Consider the following 22,536-nt stretch of genomic DNA (forward strand, 5'->3'; position numbering starts at 1 on the left):
GTGCGGTCCCGGTCGGCCGAGGATGAGGACCCGGGGCAGTCAGGGCAGAGAGCTCCGGTTCCTCGGTCCGTCTTCCTGTGCGGGGAAGACGGAAGTCACGGTTCAATTGTGGACTAGACCACTAGGTGTGTCCATGCGTTGGAGCCTGTTTGTTGTTGGGTCTTCGCCTCGCGGGGGCACTTACTCGGACGCCCTAACAACCCACACGCAGCCTAACGCGTGTGGGTTCATGTGCGGGGCCAGATGGACAGGGCAATTTCCGCGACAGCCTCGAGTTCCTCGCGGCTCGCGCCGTCGCGCGCCTGTTGGGACATGCCGTGCACGATCGCGCCGCTGTGCCGGGCGAGTGCGCGGGCGTCGGTGCCGGGAGGCAGCTCACCTGCGGCGATGCCGGCCCGGATACGGGTCTCGAAGGCGGCGATCAGGGCGTTGCGCCGGTCCCGCAGCGAGTCCGCGACCTCGGGAGTGGTGCAGTTGGTGGCCGCGTGGGCGATGAGACAGCCGTGCGGGCGGTCGGACCGCGTGTAGGCGCGGGCGGCTTCCCGCAGGGTCCGTTCGACGGCGGCCCGGGCGGTGGGCTCCTCGGCCAGGGCGCGGTCCGCGAAGGCGGCGTAGCGGGCGTCGTAGACGCTCACGGCCTCCTCGAAGAGGGTGCGCTTGTCGCCGAAGGCGGCGTACAGGCTCGGGGCGCCGATGTCCATCGCACGCGTGAGGTCGGAGACGGACGTGGCCTCGTACCCCCGCTCCCAGAAGGCCAGGATCGCCTTCTCCAGCGCGGTCTCACGGTCGAAGGACCGGGGGCGGCCGCGCCGCCTGGACACCGGCGAGGGGGATGTGACCTGCACTTTCGTCTCGCGACTGCTCACCATGGAGTGAATTGTATAGCGAGTATTAGAGAAAGGAGGTACGTTCTTTGTGCAGCGGCTGCCGGGCAGTGGAGGGAGGCTTCGACGTGGGCACCGCTCCCTGGGCCGTGGGACCCGATTCTGTTAGATTGGTCTAAACCACATGGGCCGTACCGGGGTCCGGTCGAGCCCTCTCGTTCAGACTGTTTCTACAGATCAGACCGTTTCCTCAGATCGGCAGGCCCAGCGTGGAAGTTGTCATCGTTCCGGACGCCAAGGCGGGTGGCGAGCTCATCGCCGAGGCCATGGCCCAACTGCTCCGGCGCAAGCCCGACGCCCTGCTCGGCGTGGCGACCGGCTCCACCCCGCTGCCCATCTACGAGGCCCTGGCGGCGAAGGTGCGCTCCGGTGCCGTGGACGCCTCACGGGCGCGGATAGCCCAGCTCGACGAGTACGTGGGACTGCCGGCCGACCATCCGGAGTCCTACCGTTCGGTGCTGCGGCGGGAGGTGCTGGAGCCGCTGGGGATCCCGATGGACTCCTTCATGGGCCCGGACGGGACGGCCCAGGACATCACCGGTGCCTGCCAGGCGTACGACTCCGCGCTGGCCGATGCGGGGGGCGTGGACCTGCAACTGCTCGGGATCGGGACGGACGGGCACATCGGGTTCAACGAGCCGTGCTCCTCGCTGGCCTCGCGGACCCGGATCAAGACGCTGACCGAGCAGACCCGGGTGGACAACGCGCGCTTCTTCGAGGGGGACATCTCGCAGGTGCCGCACCATGTGATCACTCAGGGGATCGGGACGATCCTCGAGGCCCGTCATCTGGTGCTGCTGGCCACGGGCGAGGGGAAGGCGGACGCGGTGGCGGCCACGGTGGAGGGGCCGGTCGCCGCGGTGTGCCCCGCTTCGGCGCTCCAGTTGCACCCGCATGCGACGGTCGTGGTGGACGAGGGGGCGGCTTCCAAGCTGAAGCTCGCCGACTACTTCCGGCACACGTTCGTCAACAAGCCTGACTGGCAGGGGATCTGAGGCGGTTCGCGTCTGCCCGGTTCTGCCGTCTGCGGAGTGCGGGTCCGCCGTGGCCGGTCTCGCGGTTCCCCGCGCCCCTGACGAAGACAGGTGCCGGTTGCCCCAAGGGGAACCGGCACCTGTCCTGCCGTAGCCCCTACTCCCCCGCGATGACTTCCGCCGCAGCCCTGCCGCAGACCCTTGCCGCGCCGTGGGTCGCGATGTGCAGGGCTCCTCGGGCGGGCGCCTGCGGGAGGCCCATCTCGACCACCACGGTGTCGGGGCGGGTGCGCAGGACGGTGTCCAGGGCCGCTCCCATCCACGGGTGGCGGTGTTCGTCGCGGACCACGGCCACGATGCGGCGGGGGCCGGCCGCGGCCAGCGTCGCGAGGCCCGCGTCCTCGCCGGCGAAGCTGCCCGTCTCCGTGCCGGGGAGTACACGGGCGAGTTCGGCGGCCAAGCCCCAGGGCGTCTCGTCGCCGACGGCCACATTGGCCACCGGGGTGAAGGCGGCGACATACGGCGCCGTGGTGAGGGGGGTGAAGCCGTCCGCGCCGGTGACGCGCAGCGCCCTGCGGGCGGCGCGCAGTCCCACCTCCTCGTCGGCCGGCGGCCGGCCGCCGGCCGCGCCGGCCGCCGTCCAGTGGGCCAGCGTGCGCACGCGTTCCGCCGCCTCCGCGAGCCGTTCCTCGGGGAGTTCGCCCGAGCGGACCGCCGAGACCAGCGCGTCCCGCAGCCGCCGTACCGTCTCGTCGTCGGCGAGGCCGCCGCCCACGCAGATCGCGTCGGCACCGGCGGCGACGGCGAGGACGCTACCGCGTTCGATGCCGTAGGTGGCGGCGATGGCCTGCATCTCCATGCCGTCGGTGACGATGAGGCCGGTGTAGCCGAGTTCGCGGCGGAGCAGGTCGGTCAGCACCTTGGGGGACAGCGTCGCCGGGCGGTCCGGGTCCAGGGCGGGGACCAGGATGTGGGCGGTCATCACCGCGCGGGTACCGGCGGCGATGGCGGCGCGGAAGGGCCGCAGCTCACGTTCGAGGAGGACCGACTCGTCCACGTCGATGCGGGGCAGGGCGTGGTGGGAGTCGATCGCCGTGTCGCCGTGGCCCGGGAAGTGCTTGGTGCAGGCGGCGACGCCCGCCGACTGGAGCCCGGTGACGTAGGCCGCGGTGTGCCGGGCGGCCAGGTCGGCGGAGGCGCCGAAGGAACGGACGCCGATCACCGGGTTGGAGGGGTTGGAGTTCACGTCGGCCGAGGGGGCCCAGTTGAGGTTGACCCCGCAGGCCGCGAGGCGGCGGCCGAGCTCAGCGGCCACCTTCCTCGTCAGTTCCAGGTCGTCCACCGCGCCGAGGGCGTGGTTGCCGGGGAAGGAGGAGCCGGTGCGCACCTCCAGGCGGGTCACGTCACCGCCCTCCTCGTCTATGGCGACCAGGATGTCCTCGCGTTCGGCGCGCAACTGGGCCGTCAGTGCGGCCAGTTGTTCCGGCGAGGCGATGTTGCGGCCGAACAGGCCGACGGAGGCGAGGCCCTCGCCGAGGCGGCGCAGCAGCCAGTCGGGGGCGGTGGTGCCGGTGAAGCCGGGCTGGAGGACGGTCAGCGCATCGCGGGTGAGCACATCTTTTGCATTGGACCCGGTCGTGCCGCTGGCGAATGTCGTCATCGGGGGCGTTATCCCTTCACGGCGCCCGCGGTGAGACCCGCGGCCATCTTGCGCTGGACGAGGAGGAAGAGGACCACGATCGGCACCGCCATCATGGTGGAACCGGCCATCATCGGGGCGTATTCGGTGCCGTGTTTGGTGGTGAAGTTGCCGAGCCAGACGGTCGCGGTCTGGTTCTTCTGGCTGAGCAGCATGAGGGCGTACAGGTACTCGTTCCAGGCCTGGATGAAGCCGTAGACCGAGGTGGCGACCATGCCGGGGGCCAGCAGCGGGAAGACCACCCGCATGAAGGCGCCGGTGGGGGAACAGCCGTCGACCATCGCCGCCTCCTCCAGTTCCTTCGGGATGTTGACGATGAAACCGCGCAGCGTCCACACCGTGAAGGGGAGGATGAAGGTCAGATAGGTGATGATCAGGCCGGACAGCTTGTCGTACTGGTCGAGGTCGTTCAGGAGCAGGAAGACCGGGATGATCATCGCGACGAGCGGGACCATCTGCACCGCCAGGATGCCCACGATCACGATCTTCCGGCCGCGGAAGGAGAAGCGGGAGATGGCGAGGGCGCCGAGCGTGCCGACGAGGATGCCGATGGCCACGACCGCCAGGGAGACGACCAGGCTGCGGCCGACCGGGCCCCAGAAGTCGGCGATGTCCAGCGCGCGGCTGAAGTTGGAGAACGTGATGCCGGTCGGCAGCAGGCTCGGGTCCGGGTCGATCGCGTCCTTCGCCGGCTTGAACGCGGTGTTGAGCATCCAGTAGACGGGGAAGCCGGCCGTCAGGAAGACCAGCAGGCCGAGGAGGTTCCAGCCGGCCTTGGACTTGCCGCGGCGACGGCCTCCGGCCGGGGCGAGTGCGCTCATTCGACCTCTCCGATCTTCAGCATCTGCCGCATGTAGACGGCGACGACCCCGAGCAGCAGCACCACGGTGATGAGGGCGATCGCCGAGCCCTGCGCGTAGTCGTTGACCACGAAGGCGCGGTCGTAGGAGTAGGTGGTCAGGAGCTGGAACTCCTGCTCCGGATGGCCGTTGCGCATCACGAACACCTGCGGGAAGACGCCCATGTCCCAGATCACCGAGAGGGTCGTGAGCATCACGATGATCGGCTTGAGGACGGGCACGGTGACGTACCGGAAGACGCCCCAGGCACTCGCGCCGTCCAGCCTGGCCGCCTCCTCCAGTTCCGCCGGGACCTGGGTGAGTCCGGCGCTGAGGGTGATGACGACGAAGGGCACCGCGCCCCACACCACGAGCAGCATGATCACGGCCAGGCCCTGGGGGCCGCTCGCGAACCAGTTGTGGCCGATCATCTCGACGCCGGGCAGCTTGCTGAGCAGGGCGTTGAGGATGCCGTAGTCCGCGTCGAACAGCCACTTGAAGACCGTGGTGGCGACGATGATCGGCATGCCCCAGCTGGCCACCAGGGCGATGTTGACGAGGGTCTTCACCCAGCCGGAGACCCGCTGGAGCAGCAGGGCGATCAGCATGCCCGCGACCATCGTGAAGATGACGCAGCCGGCTGCGAAGACGACGGTCCGTACGACGACCGCCCAGAACTCGCCGTCGCCCAGCACGCCCGTGAAGTTGTCGAAGCCGACCCACTCGGCGGGCTGGAAGCCCCAGAGCTGGGACTGCCCGAACTTCTGGAAGGACAGCCCGACCAGGCGGACCAGGGGATAGCCGAGGACGAGCACCAGGATCAGCAGACAGGGCGCGAGCAGCAGCCAGGGGGTGGCGCGGGAGGCCCGCTTTCTGCCGGGCGGGGCCGGCCTGGACGGTGGTGGTACCGACAGCGGCGGCGGCACCTCGGTGGGCGTGGTGGTGTCTGCGGCACTCATGGCGCGCTCCTCAGCGGTCCCTCTGGTCGTACGAAGCGAAGCCCGTACGGCCGTACGAATGCGAAGCCCGCACGGCCGTACGGGAGGCAGGGCCCCGCCGGTCTCAACGGGGCCCTGCCTGCGGTCACTTGTTGTTGATGACCTTGTCGATCGCGGCGTCCGCGTCCTTCGCGGCGGCCTCGACCGACTTCTTGCCGGTGCCGATGTTCTGGAGCATGGTCTGCAGGACCTGCGCCTTCTCGACCTGGCCCCAGCCGGGCGCCATGGGCACGAACCAGTTGGACTCGGCCGCGGTGGCCGGGACGGCGGTCGCCGGGTCGTTCTTCAGGGTGGCGAGGTCGGTCTTGTTGTTGGGCAGGTTGCCCTTGGCCATCAGGCCCTTCTGTCCGGAGGGACCGGTGAAGGCGTTGATCCACTCGGCGGCGACGGCCTGCGCCTTGGACTTCACCGGGACGGCGAGGTCCGAACCGCCCAGGAAGACGGGCATGTTCTTGCCGGACGGACCCGGCACCACGAAGTTCTCGAGGTTGTCCTTGAGCTTGCCGGTCTTGTCGTTCTTCGGGTCGGCCGAGGTCGCCCCCTCCCAGGCCGCGCCGAAGATCATGCCGGACTTGCCCTGGCCGTAGACGATGTAGCGGTCGGACTCGTCCTTGGTCTTGTCGCCGTGCATGTACTTGTCGACGACGTTCTTGAAGTCGGTGAGGCCCTTGACGGACTCCGGCGAGGAGAGGTTGGCCTTCCACTGGCCGCCCGACTCGACGGCGATGGAGCCGCCGGCGTCGTAGACGAAGGACATGGCCGCGTACCAGTCACGGGTGGGCTGGTACCAGGCGGAGAACTTGTCGCCCTCCTTCTTCTGGACCTTGTCCAGGGCCGCGGTGAGCTCCGCGTAGGTCTTCGGGGTGGACTTGACGCCGACCGAGGCGAAGACGTCCTTGCGCCAGTTGCCGACCCGGCCGCCCGCGTAGTACGGGACGCCGTACACCTTGCCGTCGTAGGTCACCGAGGCCTTGAGGCCGTCGAGCCAGGCCGAGGAGTTGGTGAACTTGGCCGTGTCCAGGGGCGCGAAGGCGCCCTTGACCATGTAGCCGAGCATCTCGGTGTTGCCCATCTCGACGACGTCGGGGGCCTTGTCGGTGGCGAGGACCGCGTCGAGCTTGGTGTTCTTGTCCGGCCAGCCGTAGTACTCGTGGTTGATCTTGATTCCGGGGTGCTTCTTCTGCACCGCGGCGTCCGCCGCCTTCACCAGCTCGGGCCAGTTGTTCTGGGCGTCGACGGTGAGCCAGACGGTCAGCTCCTTGGCGTCCGCGCCGCTGTTGTCCGAACTTCCGCTGTCGCTGCCACCGCACGCCGCGACGGAGACCACCATGCCCGCGATACCGATCGCGGCTGCAAGCTTGCGCTTCACGCCACCCTCCTCAGGGATGCCCACACCCCCCCGCCCACAGGCCGGGACCTGGACCAATGGTGTAGACCAGTAGGGGGAGCTTGGACCAGACCAGGAAGCCTGTCAAGGGTGCTCGAAACGGCCCTGACCAGCCGTTATACGAGCTACATATGCAGGAACCATTACTAAAGAAGCCAGCGAAAAGAGCGGCACCGGAGTACTCTCGTCCGCTAGACCACTCACCTCTGTGGACTAGACCAAAAGAGGTGGCGACGGTATACAGAAGGGATCACGATGTGACCCGCATCCGGAGCCGGGAAGGCAGACCATGAGCAGCGACGTCAGCAGTGCGGAGACCGAGGGCGGGGCAGGCGTCCGTACCGCGCGCGTGCCCAAGTACTACCGCCTGAAGAAGCACCTGCTCGACATGACGGAGACGCAGTCGCCCGGCACCCCGGTACCGCCCGAGCGCACCCTCGCCGCCGAGTTCGACACCTCCCGCACCACCGTGCGCCAGGCCCTCCAGGAACTGGTCGTCGAGGGTCGCCTGGAGCGCATCCAGGGCAAGGGCACCTTCGTCGCCAAGCCGAAGGTCTCCCAGGCCCTGCAACTGACCTCCTACACGGAGGACATGCGCGCCCAGGGTCTCGAACCCACCTCGCAGCTCCTCGACATCGGTTACATCACCGCCGACGACCGCCTCGCCGAGCTCCTCGACATCACCGCCGGCGGCCGCGTCCTGCGCATCGAGCGGCTGCGCATGGCCAACGCCGAGCCGATGGCCATCGAGACGACCCACCTCTCCGCCAAGCGCTTCCCGGCCCTGCGCAGGTCGCTCGTCAAGTACACGTCCCTCTACACGGCCCTGGCCGAGGTCTACGACGTCCACCTCGCCGAGGCCGAGGAGACCATCGAGACCTCCCTGGCCACCCCGCGCGAGGCTGGTCTGCTCGGCACCGACGTGGGCCTGCCGATGCTGATGTTGTCCCGCCACTCGTTCGACAAGACGGGCGAGCCGGTGGAGTGGGTGCGGTCGGTGTACCGGGGCGACCGGTACAAGTTCGTGGCCCGCCTGAAGCGGCCCGTCGACTGAGGCCCTTTCCGGTACCGCACGCGGTGTAGCGCAACCACGCTTCCTGCTCTACGGTCCTCCCGACTCCGTCTGGACGGGAGGACCGCCCCGTGCGTACCGCGAACGTCCGAACCATCGTCATCTGGACCCTCGTCGCCCTGGTCGGCGCGGCCGGCTGGTCCGTGCTCGCGCTCGCCCGCGGCGAGGACGTCTCCGCCGCCTGGATGGTCGCGGCCGCCCTCGGGTCGTACGCGATCGGCTACCGCTTCTACGCGAAGTTCATCGCCCACCGGGTCCTGAAGGTCGACGGGACCAGGGCCACGCCGGCCGAACGCCTCGACAACGGCATCGACTTCCACCCCACCGACCGCCGGGTCCTGCTCGGCCACCACTTCGCCGCGATCGCCGGCGCGGGACCGCTGGTCGGCCCGGTCCTCGCCGCGCAGATGGGATACCTCCCCGGCACCATCTGGATCATCGCGGGCGTCATCTTCGCGGGCGCGGTCCAGGACATGGTGGTGCTGTTCTTCTCCACCCGCAGGGACGGCCGTTCGCTCGGGCAGATGGCCCGCGAGGAGATCGGCCCGTTCGGCGGCGCGGCCGCGCTGATCGCCGCCTTCGCCATCATGATCATCCTGCTCGGGGTGCTGGCTCTGGTCATCGTCAACGCCCTCGCGGCCTCCCCGTGGGGCACCTTCTCCATCGCGATGACGATCCCGATCGCCTTGCTGATGGGCTTCTACCTGCGCGTCCTGCGCCCCGGCCGGGTCGCCGAGGTCTCCCTCGTCGGGGTGGGGCTGCTGCTGCTCGCGCTGGTCGCCGGCCGCTGGGTCGCCGAGTCCTCCTGGGCCGACACCTTCACCCTCGCGCCCGCCACCCTGGTCGTCTGGCTGGTGGCGTACGGCTTCATCGCGTCGATCCTGCCCGTGTGGATGCTCCTCGCGCCCCGCGACTACCTCTCCACCTTCATGAAGATCGGCACGATCGTGCTGCTCGCCCTCGGGGTCGTCGTGGCACTGCCCACGCTGAGGATGGACGCGGTGACGGACTTCGCCTCGCGCGGCGACGGCCCGGTCTTCGCGGGCTCGCTGTTCCCCTTCGTCTTCATCACCATCGCCTGCGGCGCCCTGTCCGGCTTCCACTCCCTGATATCGAGCGGCACGACGCCGAAGATGATCCAGAAGGAGACGCAGGTCCGGATGATCGGCTACGGCTCCATGCTGATGGAGTCGTCGGTCGCGATCATGGCGCTGGTCGCGGCGAGCATCATCGACCCGGGGCTGTACTTCGCGATGAACGCCCCGGCCGGCGCGATCGGCACGACGGTGGAGAACGCCTCGCAGGTCGTGACGGGCTGGGGCTACTCCATCTCCCCCGCCGAGCTCGCCCAGGCGGCGAAGAACGTCGAGGAGGCGAGCCTGCTCTCCCGCACCGGCGGCGCCCCGACCCTCGCCGTCGGCGTCTCGGAGATCTTCTCCGAGGTCACCGGCGGGAGCCTCAGGGCCTTCTGGTACCACTTCGCGATCATGTTCGAGGCGCTGTTCATCCTGACCGCGCTGGACGCCGGCACGCGGGTGGGCCGGTTCATGCTCCAGGACATGCTGGGCAACGTGTACCGGCCGTTCAGGAACATCAGCTGGAAGCCGGGACTGGTCCTCACCAGCGCGGTCGTCTGCGCCCTGTGGGGCTACTTCCTGTGGGTCGGCGTCCACGAACCGCTCGGCGGGATCAACCAGCTCTTCCCGGTCTTCGGCATCTCCAACCAGCTGCTCGCCGCGGTCGCCCTGGCCGTCTGCACCACCCTGCTGGTGAAGTCGGGGCGCCTCAAGTGGGCCTGGATCACCGGGGTCCCGCTCGCCTGGGACGCGACCGTCACGCTCACGGCCAGCTTCCAGAAGGTGTTCTCCAGCGACCCCAAGGTCGGCTTCTTCAAGCAGCGCTCGGTGTTCCAGGACGCCATCGACGACGGCAAGGTGCTGCCGCCCGCCAAGAGCATGGACGACATGCACACCGTGGTCACCAACTCCACCGTCGACGGCGTCCTGACGGCCGTCCTCGCCCTGCTGATCGTGGTGGTGATCGCCGACGCCCTGCGGGTCTGCGTCCGGCACGTCCGCCGCCCCGCGCTGTCCACGCTCAGCGAGGCGCCGTACGTCGAGTCGAAGATCCACGCCCCGGCCGGGCTGATCCCGACCCGCGCGGAGAAGGAGGAGGCCCGCGATGCGGTCGCTCCGACGGGCGTATAGGGCCGTGCGCTGGTACGTGCGCGAGCTGACCGACGAGTCGGCGTACGACCGCTATGTGGCCCATGTGCGCAAGGACCACCCGCAGGCGCCGGTGCCGACCCGGCGGGCGTTCGAACGGATGAGAACCGCCCGTCAGGAAAGTGATCCCCGACAGGGCTTCCGCTGCTGCTGATACCGATCCCGCTGCTTCACAGAATCGACATACCGATATGCGGACGAGGTCTTCCGCTCACGTGACGCCGTGACCTACATTGCCTGCGCGTTACAGGTGATCAGCGAGGGGACGGAGTCACGCAATGTCGGATGCGCCTGAAGTGAGACCACCGGTGGTGACACCGGTACGGGTGGTGATCGCCCTCTGCCTGCTCGCCCCGTTCGTGGCGATGCTGTGGGTCGGCTCGTACGCCAAGGTCGACCCCACGTTCATCGGCATCCCGTTCTTCTACTGGTACCAGATGCTGTGGGTGCTGATCTCCACCGCGCTGACGATGGTCGCCTACCAGCTCTGGCAGCGTGACCAGCGCGCCCGCCGGGGAGGCACCAAGTGAACGACGGCGTCAACGGTGTCGCTCTCACCGTCTTCATCCTCTTCTTCCTCGCCGTCACGGTCATGGGCTTCCTGGCCGCGCGCTGGCGCAAGGCCGAGAACGAGCACTCGCTGGACGAATGGGGCCTGGGCGGCCGGTCGTTCGGCACCTGGATCACCTGGTTCCTGCTGGGCGGCGACCTCTACACGGCGTACACCTTCGTCGCGGTCCCCGCGGCGATCTACGCGGCGGGCGCGGCCGGCTTCTTCGCGGTGCCGTACACCATCCTCGTCTACCCGCTGATCTTCACGTTCCTGCCCCGCCTGTGGTCGGTCTCCCACAAGCACGGATACGTGACGACCTCGGACTTCGTGCGCGGCCGCTTCGGCTCCAAGGGCCTGTCGCTGGCGGTGGCGGTCACCGGAATCCTCGCGACCATGCCGTACATCGCGCTCCAACTGGTCGGCATCCAGGCGGTCCTGGACGTCATGGGCGTCGGCGGCGGCGAGAACACCAACTGGTTCGTCAAGGACCTCCCGCTGCTGATCGCCTTCGGCGTGCTCGCGGCCTACACGTACTCCTCGGGCCTCAGGGCCCCCGCGCTGATCGCCTTCGTGAAGGACACGCTGATCTACGTCGTCATCGCGGTGGCGATCATCTACATCCCGATCAAACTGGGCGGCTTCGACGACGTCTTCGGCGCGGCGAGCGACAAGTACACGGCGGCCAAGGCGGGCGGACTGGTCCCGCTGGAGGCCGGTCAGTGGACCTACGCCACGCTGGCGCTGGGCTCCGCGCTCGCGCTGTTCATGTACCCGCACTCGATCACCGCGACGCTCTCCTCCCGCAGCCGTGAGGTGATCCGCCGCAACACCACGATCCTGCCGCTGTACTCCCTGATGCTGGGCCTGCTCGCGCTGCTCGGCTTCATGGCGATCGCGGCCGGCGTCAAGGTGACCAACCCGCAGCTGGCGATCCCGCAGCTCTTCGAGGACATGTTCCCGGACTGGTTCGCGGGCGTGGCCTTCGCGGCGATCGGCATCGGGGCCCTCGTACCGGCGGCCATCATGTCCATCGCGGCCGCGAACCTCTTCACCCGCAACATCTACAAGGACTTCATCAAGCCGGACGCGACCCCGGCCCAGGAGACGAAGGTCTCCAAGCTGGTGTCCCTGCTGGTGAAGGTGGGCGCCCTGGTCTTCGTCCTGACGATGGACAAGACCGTGGCCATCAACTTCCAGCTGCTGGGCGGCATCTGGATCCTCCAGACCTTCCCGGCCCTGGTCGGCGGCCTGTTCACCCGCTGGTTCCACCGCTGGGCCCTCCTCGCCGGCTGGGCGGTCGGCATGGTCTACGGCACGGTCGCCGCGTACGGCGTCGCCTCCCCGACCCAGAAGCACTTCGGCGGCTCGGCGAAGGAGATCCCGGGCATCGGCGAGATCGGTTACATCGGCCTCACCGCGTTCGTGCTCAACGTCCTGGTCACGGTGGTCCTGACCTTCGTCCTGAAGGCGGCCAAGGCCCCCGACGGCATCGACGAGACCAGGCCGGAGGACTACACCGCGGACGCGGGCGACCCGGGGGTGGAGGTGGAACTGCCGCCGGCGACAGCGGGTTCGGCCCACTAGTCACCGAGGTCACGGGCCGTCGGGGAGGTCTCCGGCGGCCCGTCGCCGTACCCGTCGTGCACACTCCCCGCATGGACATCCTCATCCGCCCCGCGCAACCCACCGACTACGAGCCCCTCGGCGAGATCACCGCCAGGGCCTACCTGGACGACGGCCTCCTGGCCTTCGGCGACGAGGACGACTGGTACCTCACCGAGCTCAAGGACGTGGCCAAGCGGGCGAGAACCGCAGAAGTCCTCGTGGCCGCCGAGGACAACCACCTCCTGGGCGGGGTCACCTACGTCCCCCACGGCGGCCCCCTGGCCGAACTCGCCCGCCCCGGAGAGGCGGAGATCCGCATGCTCGCCGTGGCCCACGAGGCCCGCGGCAGAGGCGTCGGACAGGCCCTCGTGCGGGCCTGCGTCGAGCGCGCGGCGGTCTCGGGTTCGGACCTCGTCCTGTGCACCCAGCCCACCATGCACACGGCCCACCGCCTCTACGAGCGGCTCGGCTTCCTCCGCGTCCCCGAGCGCGACTGGCATCCGGTGCCCGGCGACGACTTCACGCTCCTCACCTACAAGTTGACGCTCTGAAGTCACCGCGACACAACATATGGGCCTGCTTTTCTCACCCGGCACAAGATGTATGCTCATGCTCGCTGTCGCCGCAGGGGAATCCGGTGTGAATCCGGAACTGTCCCGCAACGGTGTACTCATGCGCGCATAGCCGCACATGAGCGTCAGTCCGAGGACCTGCCGACAGTACGCCCGGCCGCAGTGGCCGGGTGTTCCGACGTCCGGGCCTCGTGGAATGGGCCGGTGGACGCGACGCCGTGCGCGCTCGTGTGCTGCCCCCTGCCCTCAAGGCCCCGTGCCCAGCGAGGGAGAGCCCCACGTGACCATCGCGCCGGCCGATCCGGCTTCAGCGACCACCCCCGTGGACGAGGACGGTCCCGGAACCGCCCTGCTGCGGACCCTGACCGCGCTGACCGCCGACCTCCCCGACACCGACCCGGGACGGGTCGCCGCCGCCGCGCTGCGCGGCCGGTCCGCACGGGGCACCTCCGCCGAGATGATCGCGGAACTGCGCGAGCTGGCCACCGAGGCGGCGGCCGGTCTCATCTCCGAGGACCCCGCCTACAGCAGGCTGGCGGCCCGGCTGCTGACCATCGGCATCGCGGCCGAGGCCGCCTCGCAGGGCGTCACCTCGTTCACCGAGTCGGTCGCCGTCGGCCATCGCGAGGGCCTGATCGCCGACCGGACCGCCGAGTTCGTGCGGGTCCACGCCGAGCGGCTCGACGCGCTGGTCGACACCGGGGCCGACGACCGCTTCGGCTACTTCGGCCTGCGCACCCTGCACAGCCGGTACCTGCTGCGGCACCCGATCACCCGCAAGGTCATCGAGACGCCCCAGCACTTCATGCTCCGGGTGGCCGCCGGCCTCGCCGAGGACGACACCGTGCACGCCCTGGACGAGGTCGCCGCGCTCTACGGCCTCATGAGCCGTCTCGACTACCTCCCCTCCTCCCCCACCCTCTTCAACTCCGGTACCCGGCACCCCCAGATGTCGTCCTGCTACCTCCTGGACTCCCCTAAGGACGAGCTCGACTCCATCTACGACCGCTACCACCAGGTCGCCCGCCTCTCCAAGCACGCCGGGGGCATCGGCATCGCGTACTCCCGCATCCGCTCCCGCGGTTCGCTGATCCGCGGCACCAACGGGCACTCCAACGGCATCGTCCCGTTCCTGAAGACGCTGGACGCGAGTGTCGCCGCCGTGAACCAGGGCGGCCGGCGCAAGGGCGCGGCCGCGGTCTACCTGGAGACCTGGCACTCCGACATCGAGGAGTTCCTGGAGCTGCGGGACAACACCGGTGAGGACGCCCGCCGTACGCACAACCTGAACCTCGCGCACTGGGTGCCGGACGAGTTCATGCGCCGGGTGAACGCGGACGCCGAGTGGTCCCTCTTCTCGCCGGCCGACGTGCCCGAGCTGGTCGACCTGTGGGGCGAGGAGTTCGACACGGCGTACCGCGCAGCCGAACGAAAGGGACTCGCGAAGAAGACCATCCCCGCCCGTGACCTCTACGGCCGGATGATGCGCACCCTCGCGCAGACCGGCAACGGCTGGATGACCTTCAAGGACGCCGCCAACCGCACCGCCAACCAGACGGCCCTGCCCGGCCACACGGTCCACTCCTCCAATCTGTGCACGGAGATCCTGGAGGTCACGGACGACGGGGAGACGGCGGTCTGCAACCTGGGGTCGGTGAACCTCGGCGCGTTCGTCGACACGGCGACCGGCGACATCGACTGGGAGCGGCTGGACGCCACCGTCCGCACCGCCGTGACCTTCCTCGACCGGGTCGTCGACATCAACTTCTACCCGACCGAGCAGGCCGGACGGTCCAACGCCAAGTGGCGCCCGGTCGGCCTGGGTGCGATGGGCCTCCAGGACGTCTTCTTCAAGCTGCGCCTGCCCTTCGACTCCCCCGAGGCCAAGGCACTCTCCACCCGGATCGCCGAGCGGATCATGCTCGCCGCCTACGAGGCCTCAACCGACCTCGCCGAGCGCAACGGCCCGCTGCCCGCCTGGGAGAAGACCCGTACGGCACAGGGTGTCCTGCACCCGGACCACTACGCCACGGACCTCGCCTGGCCCGAGCGCTGGGCGGCGCTGCGCGAGCGCATGGCCACCACGGGCCTGCGCAACAGCCTGCTGCTCGCCATCGCGCCCACGGCCACCATCGCCTCGATCGCCGGGGTGTACGAGTGCATCGAGCCGCAGGTCTCCAACCTGTTCAAGCGCGAGACCCTGTCCGGCGAGTTCCTCCAGGTCAACTCCTACCTGGTGAACGACCTCAAGGCACTCGGCGTCTGGGACGCCCGCACCCGTGAGGCGCTGCGCGAGGCGAACGGCTCGGTGCAGGACTTCGCGTGGATCCCCGAGGACGTACGGGCGCTGTACCGGACGGCGTGGGAGATCCCGCAGCGCGGCCTGATCGACATGGCGGCGGCGCGGACCCCGTTCCTCGACCAGTCCCAGTCCCTGAACCTGTTCCTGGAGACGCCGACCATCGGCAAGCTCTCCTCGATGTACGCGTACGCCTGGAAGTCCGGGCTGAAGACGACGTACTACCTGCGCTCGCGCCCGGCGACCCGTATCGCGCGTGCCGCTCAGGCGTCGGCCCCGATGCCGGTCCAGCAGACCGCCGACGCCGTCGCCTGCTCCCTGGAAAACCCCGAGTCCTGCGAGGCCTGCCAGTGATGTCCACCACCCAGAACCTGCTCGACCCGGGCTTCGAGCTGACCCTGCGCCCCATGCGCTACCCGGACTTCTACGAGCGCTACCGGGACGCCATCAAGAACACCTGGACCGTCGAGGAGGTCGACCTCCACTCGGACGTCGCCGACCTGGCGAAGCTGTCCCCGGCGGAGCAGCACCTGATCGGCCGGCTGGTCGCGTTCTTCGCGACGGGCGACTCGATCGTGGCGAACAACCTGGTGCTGACCCTCTACAAGCACATCAACTCCCCCGAGGCGCGCCTGTACCTGAGCAGGCAGCTCTTCGAGGAGGCCGTCCACGTCCAGTTCTATCTGACGCTCCTGGACACCTACCTCCCCGACCCGGAGGACCGGGCGGCGGCCTTCGACGCCGTCGAGAACATCCCCTCGATCCGTGAGAAGGCCGAGTTCTGCTTCAAGTGGATCAACGAGGTCGAGAAGCTCGACCGCCTGGAGTCGCAGGCCGACCGCCGGCGATTCCTGCTCAACCTGATCTGCTTCGCCGCGTGCATCGAGGGCCTCTTCTTCTACGGCGCCTTCGCCTACGTCTACTGGTTCCGCAGCCGCGGTCTGCTGCACGGCCTGGCGACCGGCACCAACTGGGTGTTCCGTGACGAGACCATGCACATGTCGTTCGCCTTCGACGTGGTCGACACCGTCCGCAAGGAGGAGCCCGAGCTCTTCGACGACCGGCTCCAGCAGCAGGTCACCGACATGCTGGCGGAGGCCGTGGAGGCGGAGCTCCAGTTCGCCCGGGACCTGTGCGGCGACGGACTGCCGGGCATGAACACCGAGTCGATGCGGCAGTACCTGGAGTGCGTCGCCGACCAGCGGCTGACGCGCCTCGGTTTCGCCCCGGTGTACGGCTCGGAGAACCCGTTCTCCTTCATGGAGCTCCAGGGTGTCCAGGAGCTGACCAACTTCTTCGAGCGGCGTCCCTCCGCGTACCAGGTGGCCGTGGAGGGCACGGTCGACCTGGACGAGGACTTCTGACGGGTTCGCTTCACAACGCGGTGGATCCGGGTACGCGTGCGGCACGTCTCATCGACGAGGAGGCCACCCCCATGCGCCCTGTGACCCACCGCACCGCCCTCGCCCTGGCGGCACTGACCCTGCTGCTCGCGGGGTGCGGGACCGAGGCGGGAAACGAAGGGGGCGGCGGCGACACGGTGTCGCCCCCGCCCCCGCCCTCGTCGTCGCCCTCGTCTTCGTCCTCTTCCGCGTCACCGTCGTCCTCTTCCGCGTCACCGGAGTGCGCGTCCGGCGGGGAGCTGGACGCCGGTGACGACGGCAGCACGGTCTGCCTCGCGGTGGGCGACACCGTCCGCGTCTCGCTGGACGGCACGAGGAGCCGCCCCTGGAAACCGGTCGCCGTCGAGGGCGGCGGGCTGGAGGCCGCCAACAGCGGGATCGTCCTGCTGCCGGGGGACGCGAGTGCCGCGTACGAGGCGGTCTCGGCCGGCCGGGCGGAGCTGAGTTCACAGCGCCCCCTGTGCGCGACCGAGACCGGCCGTGTCTCCTGCAAGGGCATTCAGGAGTGGCGGGTCACCGTGCTGGTCACCTGAGCGCGACCGCGTCCCCGGCCGACACCTTCAGCGAGGTCGTCGTGGTGCCGGGGAAGTACCAGCGCCAGCTGCCGGCCGACGTGGCGGTCACCGTGGTGCTGAGCCGGCCCAGGTTGTCGGTCTTCACGGTCTTGACCGTGGCGTAGTGGGCGGCGCCGGCCGCGCGGAACTGGAGCCTGACGGACTGGCCCGGGTAGCCGTGGTACTTCAGGTCCTCCCAGTTGGCCCGGGAGAGCTTGCCCTTGACGGTGAGCTTGGCACCCTTGGCGACGGGTTCCGGGGTCGCGTCCGTGGTGAGCTTGGCGGCGCGCTTGACCCTGTACTCGGCGATGCGATCCGAGATCCAGTAGTCGCCGTCGTTCGCCTTGACGGTGGCGTTGACCGCCCAAGTACCGGCGGACCTGTTGCTGTCGGTGTCGCTGTAGCCGGGGATCCACTCCGGGGTGATCCTCATCGTGGCCGTGCACACCGAGGTGGTCGACGACTTCTTCACGCACGAGCTGCCGACCCACTCGGCGAAGCCGCCGCCTTCGTGACCGGACATGCTGTAGGTGCTGACGTCCGAGAGCCCCTTGACCCCCGAGTCGTCCTTGATGGTGATGGCGACCGGGTAGTCGATGACCCTGGCCGTCCCGACGATGACGCTGTTGCCCTTGTTCACGACGGTGCTGGTGACCCTGATGTCACCCTCGCCCTCGGCATGGGCGCCGGTGGCCGTGAGCAGGGTCAGGGCTGCCGCCCCGCCTGCCACGGCCCACAGTCTGTGTCTCATGTTCCTCCCCTGGTGATCCAGGAGAGACTAGACCGTTCGAGCGGTCCGGTGTGCGGCCCGGTACTCGCGCGCCTTCCTGATCTGGCGGTCGACGCGCTTGTCGTGCACGATCCCGATCACCGACGGGAGGACCAGGAGGACGAAGATGGCGAAAACAGTCAGCATGGCGATCAGTCCTTCTGTCTGCGCTGAGGTCATGTCACTACTGTCGCGCCGCAGACTCCTTACAAACAGTGGCAGGACTGCCGCACACCCTCGATTTACTGCCAGCTCTGAGGCACACTGGCAGCATGCTGGAGAACGTGGCCGCCGTCGTCCTGGACGGTGTGAACCCCTTCGAGCTCGGTGTCGTCTGCGAGGTCTTCGGGACCGACCGCAGTGACGACGGACTGCCCGTGTACGACTTCGCGGTCGTCTCGGCCGAGGGCCCCCGGCTGTCCTCCCGGTCGGGCTTCGCCCTGCACGTCGAACACGGCTTGGAGCGGCTGGAGTCGGCCGACCTGATCACCGTGCCGGCCTGCGCCGGCTACGAGTCGCGGGACTTCCCGCCCGAGCTGCTCGAGGCGCTGCGGAGCGCGGTCGGGCGCGGGGCCCGGGTGCTCAGCGTGTGCTCCGGCGTCTTCGTGCTCGCCGCGGCCGGCCTGCTCGACGGCCGGCGCTGCACCGTGCACTGGCACCACGCGGAGGAACTGGCGCGCGCGTACCCCCGGCTGACCGTCGAGCCGGACGTCCTCTACGTCGACGAGGACCCGGTGATCACCTCCGCGGGCACCGCCGCCGGCATCGACGCCTGTCTGCACATCGTGCGCAAGGAACAGGGCACCGAGGTCGCCAACAAGATCGCCCGGCGCATGGTCGTACCGCCGCACCGGGACGGCGGCCAGGCGCAGTACATCGAGCGGCCGCTGCCGCGGTCCAAGTGCGACACCGTCGGCGAGGTGCTGGTGTGGATGGAGCAGCACCTCGACGAGGAGGTCACCGTCGAGCAGCTCGCCGAGCGCGCGCACATGTCCCCGCGCACCTTCGCCCGCCGCTTCCAGCAGGAGACGGGGACGACTCCCTACCGCTGGATCCTGCGCCAGCGCGTACTGCTGGCCCAGCGGCTGCTGGAGGCGACGGACGAGACGGTGGACGCGATCGCGGGCCGTACCGGGTTCGGCACCGCGGCCGCGCTGCGCCACCAGTTCCTGCGCGCGGTGGGCACCACCCCGAACGCCTACCGGCGCACCTTCCAGGGTCCCGAGGCGGCCTGACCCGTCACCGGGGCACCGGCCGCACCAGGAGCCGGTTCGGCCGCAGGGTGATGCCCGGCCGGGGGCTGTCGTCCGAGCCGGGCGCCTGCTCGAAGCGGTACTTCCGGGCCAGCGCCGCCGTGAGCAGCGTGAGCTGGGCCATCGAGAAGTGGTCGCTCGGGCACTTCCGGTTGCCGGTGCTGAACGGGCTCATGGCGTGTTTCGGAACCGACTTGGCCCGTTCCGGACTCCAGCGCAGCGGGTCGAAAGCGGCGCTGTCGTCGAAGGACTTCGCATCGCGCTGGATCGCGTACGGGCTGTAGACGATGTCGGCCCCGGCCGGAATGCGATAGCCACCGAGTTCGGTGTCCCGTACCGCCCGCCGCGTCAATATCCATACCGCCGGCCACAAACGCATGGTCTCGACCACTACATAGTTCGTGTACCTCAGCGACCGTACGTCCTGGAATGCCACGGGACGGCCACCGGTGACCGATTCGACTTCCGCGCACACCTTGTCCGCGTGTTCCGGATGTTCGGCGAGCACCTGAAGCAGCCACATGATCGTGGACGCGACGGTTTCGCCGCCGGGGGTGAGTATCGCGACGACCTGGTCGTGGATCTCCTGTTCACCTATGGGGTCGCCATTCGCGTCCTTGGCCTCCAGCAATGCCGTCAGCAAATCGTCCGGCTTTTGACCGGATGCCCGGCGTTCGGCGACGATCTCGTCGACCACGAGATGCAGATCGGCCAACGCGCGGTTGAATGCGAGGTTGGCCGGCAGCGGCAGCTTGTACAGCGGCCCCGCGGGTATCACCATCCGCCGGTACATCCCCCGGAAGACGGTCGTGAGCGCGACACACAGCCGCTCGGCGCGCTCGTCCATGTAGTCGCCGCGCAGCAGACAGCGGGCCGCGATCCGCACGGCCACCCGGAAGGACTCCAGGGTGGCGTCGACCGTCTCGCCGGGCCGCCAGCGCTCGGCCAGCGCCTGCGCCTCCTCCTCCATGATCGGCCCGTACGCCGGTATCGCGTCGAGCCGGAACGCGGGCTGGATGATGCGCCGCTGACGCCGGTGCTGGGGGCCGTTCGCGGTGGCCACGCCCTCCTTGCCGACCAGCCCCTCCAGGGACTCCCACAGCGGCCCGGCGATGATGAAGTCGGGGTTGAGGGCCACGGCCCCGGTCAGTTCCGGGGTGGTGGGCGCGTACACCGTCTTGGGGCCGAGCCGGAGGCGGACGACGTCCCCGTGCCGCCGCAGCCCGGCCAGGAAGCTCAGCGGGTCGCGGGCCAGACGCAGGCCGTGGCCGAGGACGGGGACGCCCCCGCCGGCGATCGGCGGCTCACCCGACCCGGGAGCCACCGTGGTTCCGGCTTTCACGGATTCGACGGTCATTTCTCACCTGCCGCTTCGTTGTTGACGTACGGGGGCGTGGACCGGTCGTCCCAGCTTTCGACCATGTAACGGCCGGACTCGTGGTGGAACCAGTAGACGGTGCTGAACCAGTTGCGCATATTGCGGACGCAGGCCCGGACGGCGGTGCTCAGTTCCTTTCCCCGCACGGTGCCGTCATCGAGACCGGCGGCGAACCGAAGGGCGTCGGACTCGGCCACGAGGAATGCGTCCACGCATTTCTCGATCAGCCGCCGCATTTCCCGGACCGCCTCTTCGAGGGTCAGTCCCTCGTGTTTGATGAGACTGATGCCGAGATTGTGGACCTCATCTCCCGCTATTTCCTTGGGGAGCGAACAGAGGTCGTTGTACCAGGCGGCGAATTCCTGGCTCAGCAGCGCCGCCCTCCGATATGCCGAGTGTTTCCGCACCCACTCCGGGAGTTCGCATCCCGCGCTCGCCTCCAGCAGATCCGTCCAGATCCAGTGCGCGAAGGTGAGGCGGCGCAGTGCCAGGTATTCCTCGACGGTGGGGATGATTCCCCTGGTGCGATTGCGGAATTCCCGGTCGTAGGCCTCGATCACGTCGTGGAAGTGCCCGGCGAACCGGGTGTTCCACGTCTGCGGCAGGAACGAGTACAGCCGCACCATGCTGTCGGCGAAGGCGGCGACCAGCGGATCGTCGTGGTGCAGGTGATCCCGTGGCGAGTCGAGGGCCGCGTGCAACCGGAACCTCAGCCGCCGCCAGGCGCCCGGACGGCGGTGGACGATGTCCCGGTCGTGCCGGTCGTCCCAGACGAAGAACCACGCGCTGTAGTCCGCTATCGCCTGGAGGACCTCGTCGGGGGCGCCGAGGTAGTACCCCGCCATCAGGTCCGTGTAGCACAGTCCGTCGGCATATTCGGCAACCTTGTCCGCCGGCATGAGCCGTTTTTCCAGAAGCCAGGTACGGGTCTTCTCCTGGAGCCTGGGCCAATACGGATGCCGTTGCCTGGGAAACGCTGCCTCGATCACCGGGAGGGAGAGCGACGGTGGAACCGCGATCGCCGTCGGCGTCGATGTGGTGCTGTGTGGGAAAGCAGGCACGAACAAACCCCTTCCAGCCGCCAGTTGGCGCACGCCCCTGCCGCTGAACCGGGCGTGCGCCGTTGCGTATCCCCGCACTTCCTATTCAGCACCACAACTGACCATTCTGGGAACGGATTTGCTTCATTCACTACCCCACAGTGTCGAGATCCTCCCCATGTGTGACTCGAATCGGATCACGAAGTGAGCACATCCGATCGAACGTGCGACGTACATGCGAACGGCGCCTGTTCGGGGAGTGACTCCTGAACAGGCGCCGTGCGGGCGGGGGTTGCGGGACGTCAGTCGTTGGCGACCACGGGGTAGCGGGGCTCGTTCTCGGCCATCTGCCGCAGGGCCTCCTTGCGTTCACGCTTGGAGAGCCGGTCGATGTAGAGGTAGCCGTATAGGTGGTCGGTCTCGTGCTGGAGGCACCGGGCGAAGTAGCCGGTGCCGCGGACCTTGACCGGGTTGCCCTTCTCGTCCTGCCCGGTGACCTCGGCGTAGTCGGGACGGGCGAGCGGCGCGTACGCGGTGGGCACCGAGAGGCAGCCCTCGTTGCTGTCGTCGAGCCGGCGCCGGTCGGCGGGCAGGTCCACGAGCTTCGGGTTGCAGACGACACCCACGTGCCGCCGGCCCTCGTCGTCCTGGCAGTCGTACACGAAGACCTTCAGGTCGACGCCGATCTGGTTGGCGGCGAGGCCGACGCCCTCGGCGGTGCGCTGGCTGGCGAACATGTCCGCGACCAGCTGGTCGAGCTCCTCGCCGAACTCCGTGACGTCCTTGCACTCCTTGTGCAGCACGGGGTTCCCGACGACGGTGATGGGCCGCGAGGTGCCGCGCTCACGCCAGGCGTTCTCCCGCTCCTCGGTGTCCTCGGTGTCGATGACGAACCCCTCGTCGTCGACGGGGAGCACGCCCGCGTGCTGCTGATCGGTGTCCTGCTGGGCCATGACCGACGATGCCTCTCTCAAACCAATACACGGGGTGACTGCTGATACAGGGTAAGGGGGACGCGCCTCTCGGGGGCGC

Annotated in this window: 21 protein-coding genes and 1 riboswitch; of the genes, 11 read left to right on the plus strand and 10 right to left on the minus strand. The window is 68.9% G+C overall.

The features are described from left to right. Positions 1–227 precede the first annotated feature (227 nt). Entirely contained in the window at positions 228–869 is a 642-nt protein-coding gene (locus ACIQJT_RS22460) for a TetR/AcrR family transcriptional regulator (RefSeq protein ID WP_402646053.1), read from the minus strand. A gap of 224 nt (positions 870–1,093) precedes the next feature. Here ACIQJT_RS22460 and nagB point away from each other — a divergent pair, with 224 nt between their 5' ends. Next, on the plus strand, positions 1,094–1,879 hold the full coding sequence (gene nagB / locus ACIQJT_RS22465) for a glucosamine-6-phosphate deaminase (RefSeq protein ID WP_365463030.1): 786 nt from the start codon (positions 1,094–1,096) through the stop codon (positions 1,877–1,879). A gap of 136 nt (positions 1,880–2,015) precedes the next feature. Here the strand turns inward: nagB and ACIQJT_RS22470 are convergent, their stop codons facing one another. The 4 genes from ACIQJT_RS22470 to ACIQJT_RS22485 all read right to left on the minus strand — a co-directional run bounded on the left by ACIQJT_RS22470 (position 2,016) and on the right by ACIQJT_RS22485 (position 6,763). Continuing rightward, entirely contained in the window at positions 2,016–3,518 is a 1,503-nt protein-coding gene (locus ACIQJT_RS22470; RefSeq protein WP_365463027.1) for a glycoside hydrolase family 3 protein, read from the minus strand. Between the two features lie 8 nt (positions 3,519–3,526). Continuing rightward, complete coding sequence (locus ACIQJT_RS22475; protein WP_365463024.1) at positions 3,527–4,378, minus strand: carbohydrate ABC transporter permease; 852 nt, start codon at positions 4,376–4,378, stop codon at positions 3,527–3,529. Then, the gene (locus ACIQJT_RS22480) at positions 4,375–5,355 is read right to left on the minus strand and encodes a sugar ABC transporter permease (protein ID WP_365463022.1); all 981 of its coding nucleotides are present in this window, start codon (positions 5,353–5,355) and stop codon (positions 4,375–4,377) included. Before ACIQJT_RS22480 ends, ACIQJT_RS22475 begins: the two co-directional genes overlap by 4 nt. Before the next feature lie 124 nt (positions 5,356–5,479). Beyond that, positions 5,480–6,763: an extracellular solute-binding protein gene (locus ACIQJT_RS22485; RefSeq protein WP_365463019.1), complete on the minus strand. Its 1,284-nt coding sequence runs from the start codon at positions 6,761–6,763 to the stop codon at positions 5,480–5,482. A 307-nt stretch (positions 6,764–7,070) separates the two neighbouring features. Between ACIQJT_RS22485 and ACIQJT_RS22490 the strand changes: the two genes are divergently transcribed. From ACIQJT_RS22490 to ACIQJT_RS22530, 9 genes are all read left to right on the plus strand, one after another. Then, positions 7,071–7,835 (plus strand): GntR family transcriptional regulator, encoded by a 765-nt coding sequence (locus ACIQJT_RS22490; RefSeq protein ID WP_053847903.1) that lies wholly within the window; start codon positions 7,071–7,073, stop codon positions 7,833–7,835. 89 nt (positions 7,836–7,924) lie between these two features. Next, on the plus strand, positions 7,925–10,060 hold the full coding sequence (locus tag ACIQJT_RS22495; protein WP_402646059.1) for a carbon starvation CstA family protein: 2,136 nt from the start codon (positions 7,925–7,927) through the stop codon (positions 10,058–10,060). Beyond that, entirely contained in the window at positions 10,035–10,232 is a 198-nt protein-coding gene (locus ACIQJT_RS22500; protein ID WP_402646062.1) for a YbdD/YjiX family protein, read from the plus strand. Before ACIQJT_RS22495 ends, ACIQJT_RS22500 begins: the two co-directional genes overlap by 26 nt. 124 nt (positions 10,233–10,356) lie before the next feature. Continuing rightward, positions 10,357–10,608 carry a DUF3311 domain-containing protein gene (locus tag ACIQJT_RS22505; protein WP_365463010.1) on the plus strand — a complete coding sequence of 84 codons (252 nt, stop codon included), beginning with the start codon at positions 10,357–10,359 and terminating at the stop codon, positions 10,606–10,608. Continuing rightward, positions 10,605–12,215 (plus strand): monocarboxylate uptake permease MctP, encoded by a 1,611-nt coding sequence (mctP, locus tag ACIQJT_RS22510; RefSeq protein WP_365463007.1) that lies wholly within the window; start codon positions 10,605–10,607, stop codon positions 12,213–12,215. The genes ACIQJT_RS22505 and mctP overlap by 4 nt, the downstream gene beginning before the upstream one ends. A 71-nt stretch (positions 12,216–12,286) precedes the next feature. Beyond that, complete coding sequence (locus ACIQJT_RS22515) at positions 12,287–12,787, plus strand: GNAT family N-acetyltransferase (RefSeq protein ID WP_402646066.1); 501 nt, start codon at positions 12,287–12,289, stop codon at positions 12,785–12,787. A 77-nt stretch (positions 12,788–12,864) separates the two neighbouring features. Then, a riboswitch (cobalamin riboswitch) is annotated at positions 12,865–12,947 on the plus strand. Between the two features lie 141 nt (positions 12,948–13,088). Beyond that, positions 13,089–15,461, plus strand: a complete 2,373-nt coding sequence (locus ACIQJT_RS22520) for a ribonucleoside-diphosphate reductase subunit alpha (protein ID WP_402646069.1) — start codon at positions 13,089–13,091, stop codon at positions 15,459–15,461. Continuing rightward, positions 15,461–16,471: a ribonucleotide-diphosphate reductase subunit beta gene (locus ACIQJT_RS22525; RefSeq protein ID WP_365462998.1), complete on the plus strand. Its 1,011-nt coding sequence runs from the start codon at positions 15,461–15,463 to the stop codon at positions 16,469–16,471. The genes ACIQJT_RS22520 and ACIQJT_RS22525 overlap by 1 nt, the downstream gene beginning before the upstream one ends. A 71-nt stretch (positions 16,472–16,542) precedes the next feature. After that, positions 16,543–17,043 carry a hypothetical protein gene (locus tag ACIQJT_RS22530; RefSeq protein WP_402646072.1) on the plus strand — a complete coding sequence of 167 codons (501 nt, stop codon included), beginning with the start codon at positions 16,543–16,545 and terminating at the stop codon, positions 17,041–17,043. Here the strand turns inward: ACIQJT_RS22530 and ACIQJT_RS22535 are convergent. Both ACIQJT_RS22535 and ACIQJT_RS22540 read right to left on the minus strand, forming a co-directional pair. Continuing rightward, complete coding sequence (locus ACIQJT_RS22535) at positions 17,036–17,815, minus strand: hypothetical protein (protein WP_402646075.1); 780 nt, start codon at positions 17,813–17,815, stop codon at positions 17,036–17,038. The genes ACIQJT_RS22530 and ACIQJT_RS22535 overlap by 8 nt on opposite strands. A 27-nt stretch (positions 17,816–17,842) precedes the next feature. Continuing rightward, positions 17,843–18,013, minus strand: coding sequence for a hypothetical protein (locus tag ACIQJT_RS22540; RefSeq protein WP_365462989.1), 171 nt, complete (start codon positions 18,011–18,013; stop codon positions 17,843–17,845). A 92-nt stretch (positions 18,014–18,105) separates the two neighbouring features. On the opposite strand from ACIQJT_RS22540, the gene ACIQJT_RS22545 reads away from it, so the two are divergent. Then, entirely contained in the window at positions 18,106–19,068 is a 963-nt protein-coding gene (locus tag ACIQJT_RS22545; RefSeq protein ID WP_402646078.1) for a helix-turn-helix domain-containing protein, read from the plus strand. A 4-nt stretch (positions 19,069–19,072) separates the two neighbouring features. Here the strand turns inward: ACIQJT_RS22545 and ACIQJT_RS22550 are convergent, their stop codons facing one another. The 3 genes from ACIQJT_RS22550 to def form a co-directional block, all read right to left on the minus strand. Then, the gene (locus ACIQJT_RS22550) at positions 19,073–20,443 is read right to left on the minus strand and encodes a cytochrome P450 (protein WP_402646081.1); all 1,371 of its coding nucleotides are present in this window, start codon (positions 20,441–20,443) and stop codon (positions 19,073–19,075) included. Then, positions 20,440–21,525, minus strand: a complete 1,086-nt coding sequence (gene cyc1, locus ACIQJT_RS22555; RefSeq protein ID WP_402646492.1) for an epi-isozizaene synthase — start codon at positions 21,523–21,525, stop codon at positions 20,440–20,442. The genes ACIQJT_RS22550 and cyc1 overlap by 4 nt, the downstream gene beginning before the upstream one ends. Positions 21,526–21,806: 281 nt before the next feature. Beyond that, a complete protein-coding gene (def, locus tag ACIQJT_RS22560) occupies positions 21,807–22,457 on the minus strand; it encodes a peptide deformylase (RefSeq protein ID WP_053847915.1) in 651 nt (216 codons plus the stop codon). Positions 22,458–22,536: the final 79 nt, after the last annotated feature.

This window comes from Streptomyces sp. NPDC091972 (assembly GCF_044756385.1).
Classification (GTDB): domain Bacteria; phylum Actinomycetota; class Actinomycetes; order Streptomycetales; family Streptomycetaceae; genus Streptomyces.

Bases quoted from the DNA above. Each gene is read 5' to 3' on its own strand.
- ACIQJT_RS22525 (WP_365462998.1), top strand. From the start codon at position 15,461: ATGTCCACCACCCAGAACCTGCTCGACCCGGGCTTCGAGCTGACCCTG.
- ACIQJT_RS22530 (WP_402646072.1), top strand. From the start codon at position 16,543: ATGCGCCCTGTGACCCACCGCACCGCCCTCGCCCTGGCGGCACTGACC.
- ACIQJT_RS22550 (WP_402646081.1), bottom strand. From the start codon at position 20,443: ATGACCGTCGAATCCGTGAAAGCCGGAACCACGGTGGCTCCCGGGTCG.
- ACIQJT_RS22545 (WP_402646078.1), top strand. From the start codon at position 18,106: ATGCTGGAGAACGTGGCCGCCGTCGTCCTGGACGGTGTGAACCCCTTC.
- def (WP_053847915.1), bottom strand. From the start codon at position 22,457: ATGGCCCAGCAGGACACCGATCAGCAGCACGCGGGCGTGCTCCCCGTC.
- ACIQJT_RS22490 (WP_053847903.1), top strand. From the start codon at position 7,071: ATGAGCAGCGACGTCAGCAGTGCGGAGACCGAGGGCGGGGCAGGCGTC.
- ACIQJT_RS22535 (WP_402646075.1), bottom strand. From the start codon at position 17,815: ATGAGACACAGACTGTGGGCCGTGGCAGGCGGGGCGGCAGCCCTGACC.
- ACIQJT_RS22480 (WP_365463022.1), bottom strand. From the start codon at position 5,355: ATGAGTGCCGCAGACACCACCACGCCCACCGAGGTGCCGCCGCCGCTG.
- ACIQJT_RS22500 (WP_402646062.1), top strand. From the start codon at position 10,035: ATGCGGTCGCTCCGACGGGCGTATAGGGCCGTGCGCTGGTACGTGCGC.
- ACIQJT_RS22515 (WP_402646066.1), top strand. From the start codon at position 12,287: ATGGACATCCTCATCCGCCCCGCGCAACCCACCGACTACGAGCCCCTC.
- ACIQJT_RS22540 (WP_365462989.1), bottom strand. From the start codon at position 18,013: ATGACCTCAGCGCAGACAGAAGGACTGATCGCCATGCTGACTGTTTTC.
- ACIQJT_RS22505 (WP_365463010.1), top strand. From the start codon at position 10,357: ATGTCGGATGCGCCTGAAGTGAGACCACCGGTGGTGACACCGGTACGG.
- ACIQJT_RS22470 (WP_365463027.1), bottom strand. From the start codon at position 3,518: ATGACGACATTCGCCAGCGGCACGACCGGGTCCAATGCAAAAGATGTG.
- ACIQJT_RS22475 (WP_365463024.1), bottom strand. From the start codon at position 4,378: ATGAGCGCACTCGCCCCGGCCGGAGGCCGTCGCCGCGGCAAGTCCAAG.
- ACIQJT_RS22460 (WP_402646053.1), bottom strand. From the start codon at position 869: ATGGTGAGCAGTCGCGAGACGAAAGTGCAGGTCACATCCCCCTCGCCG.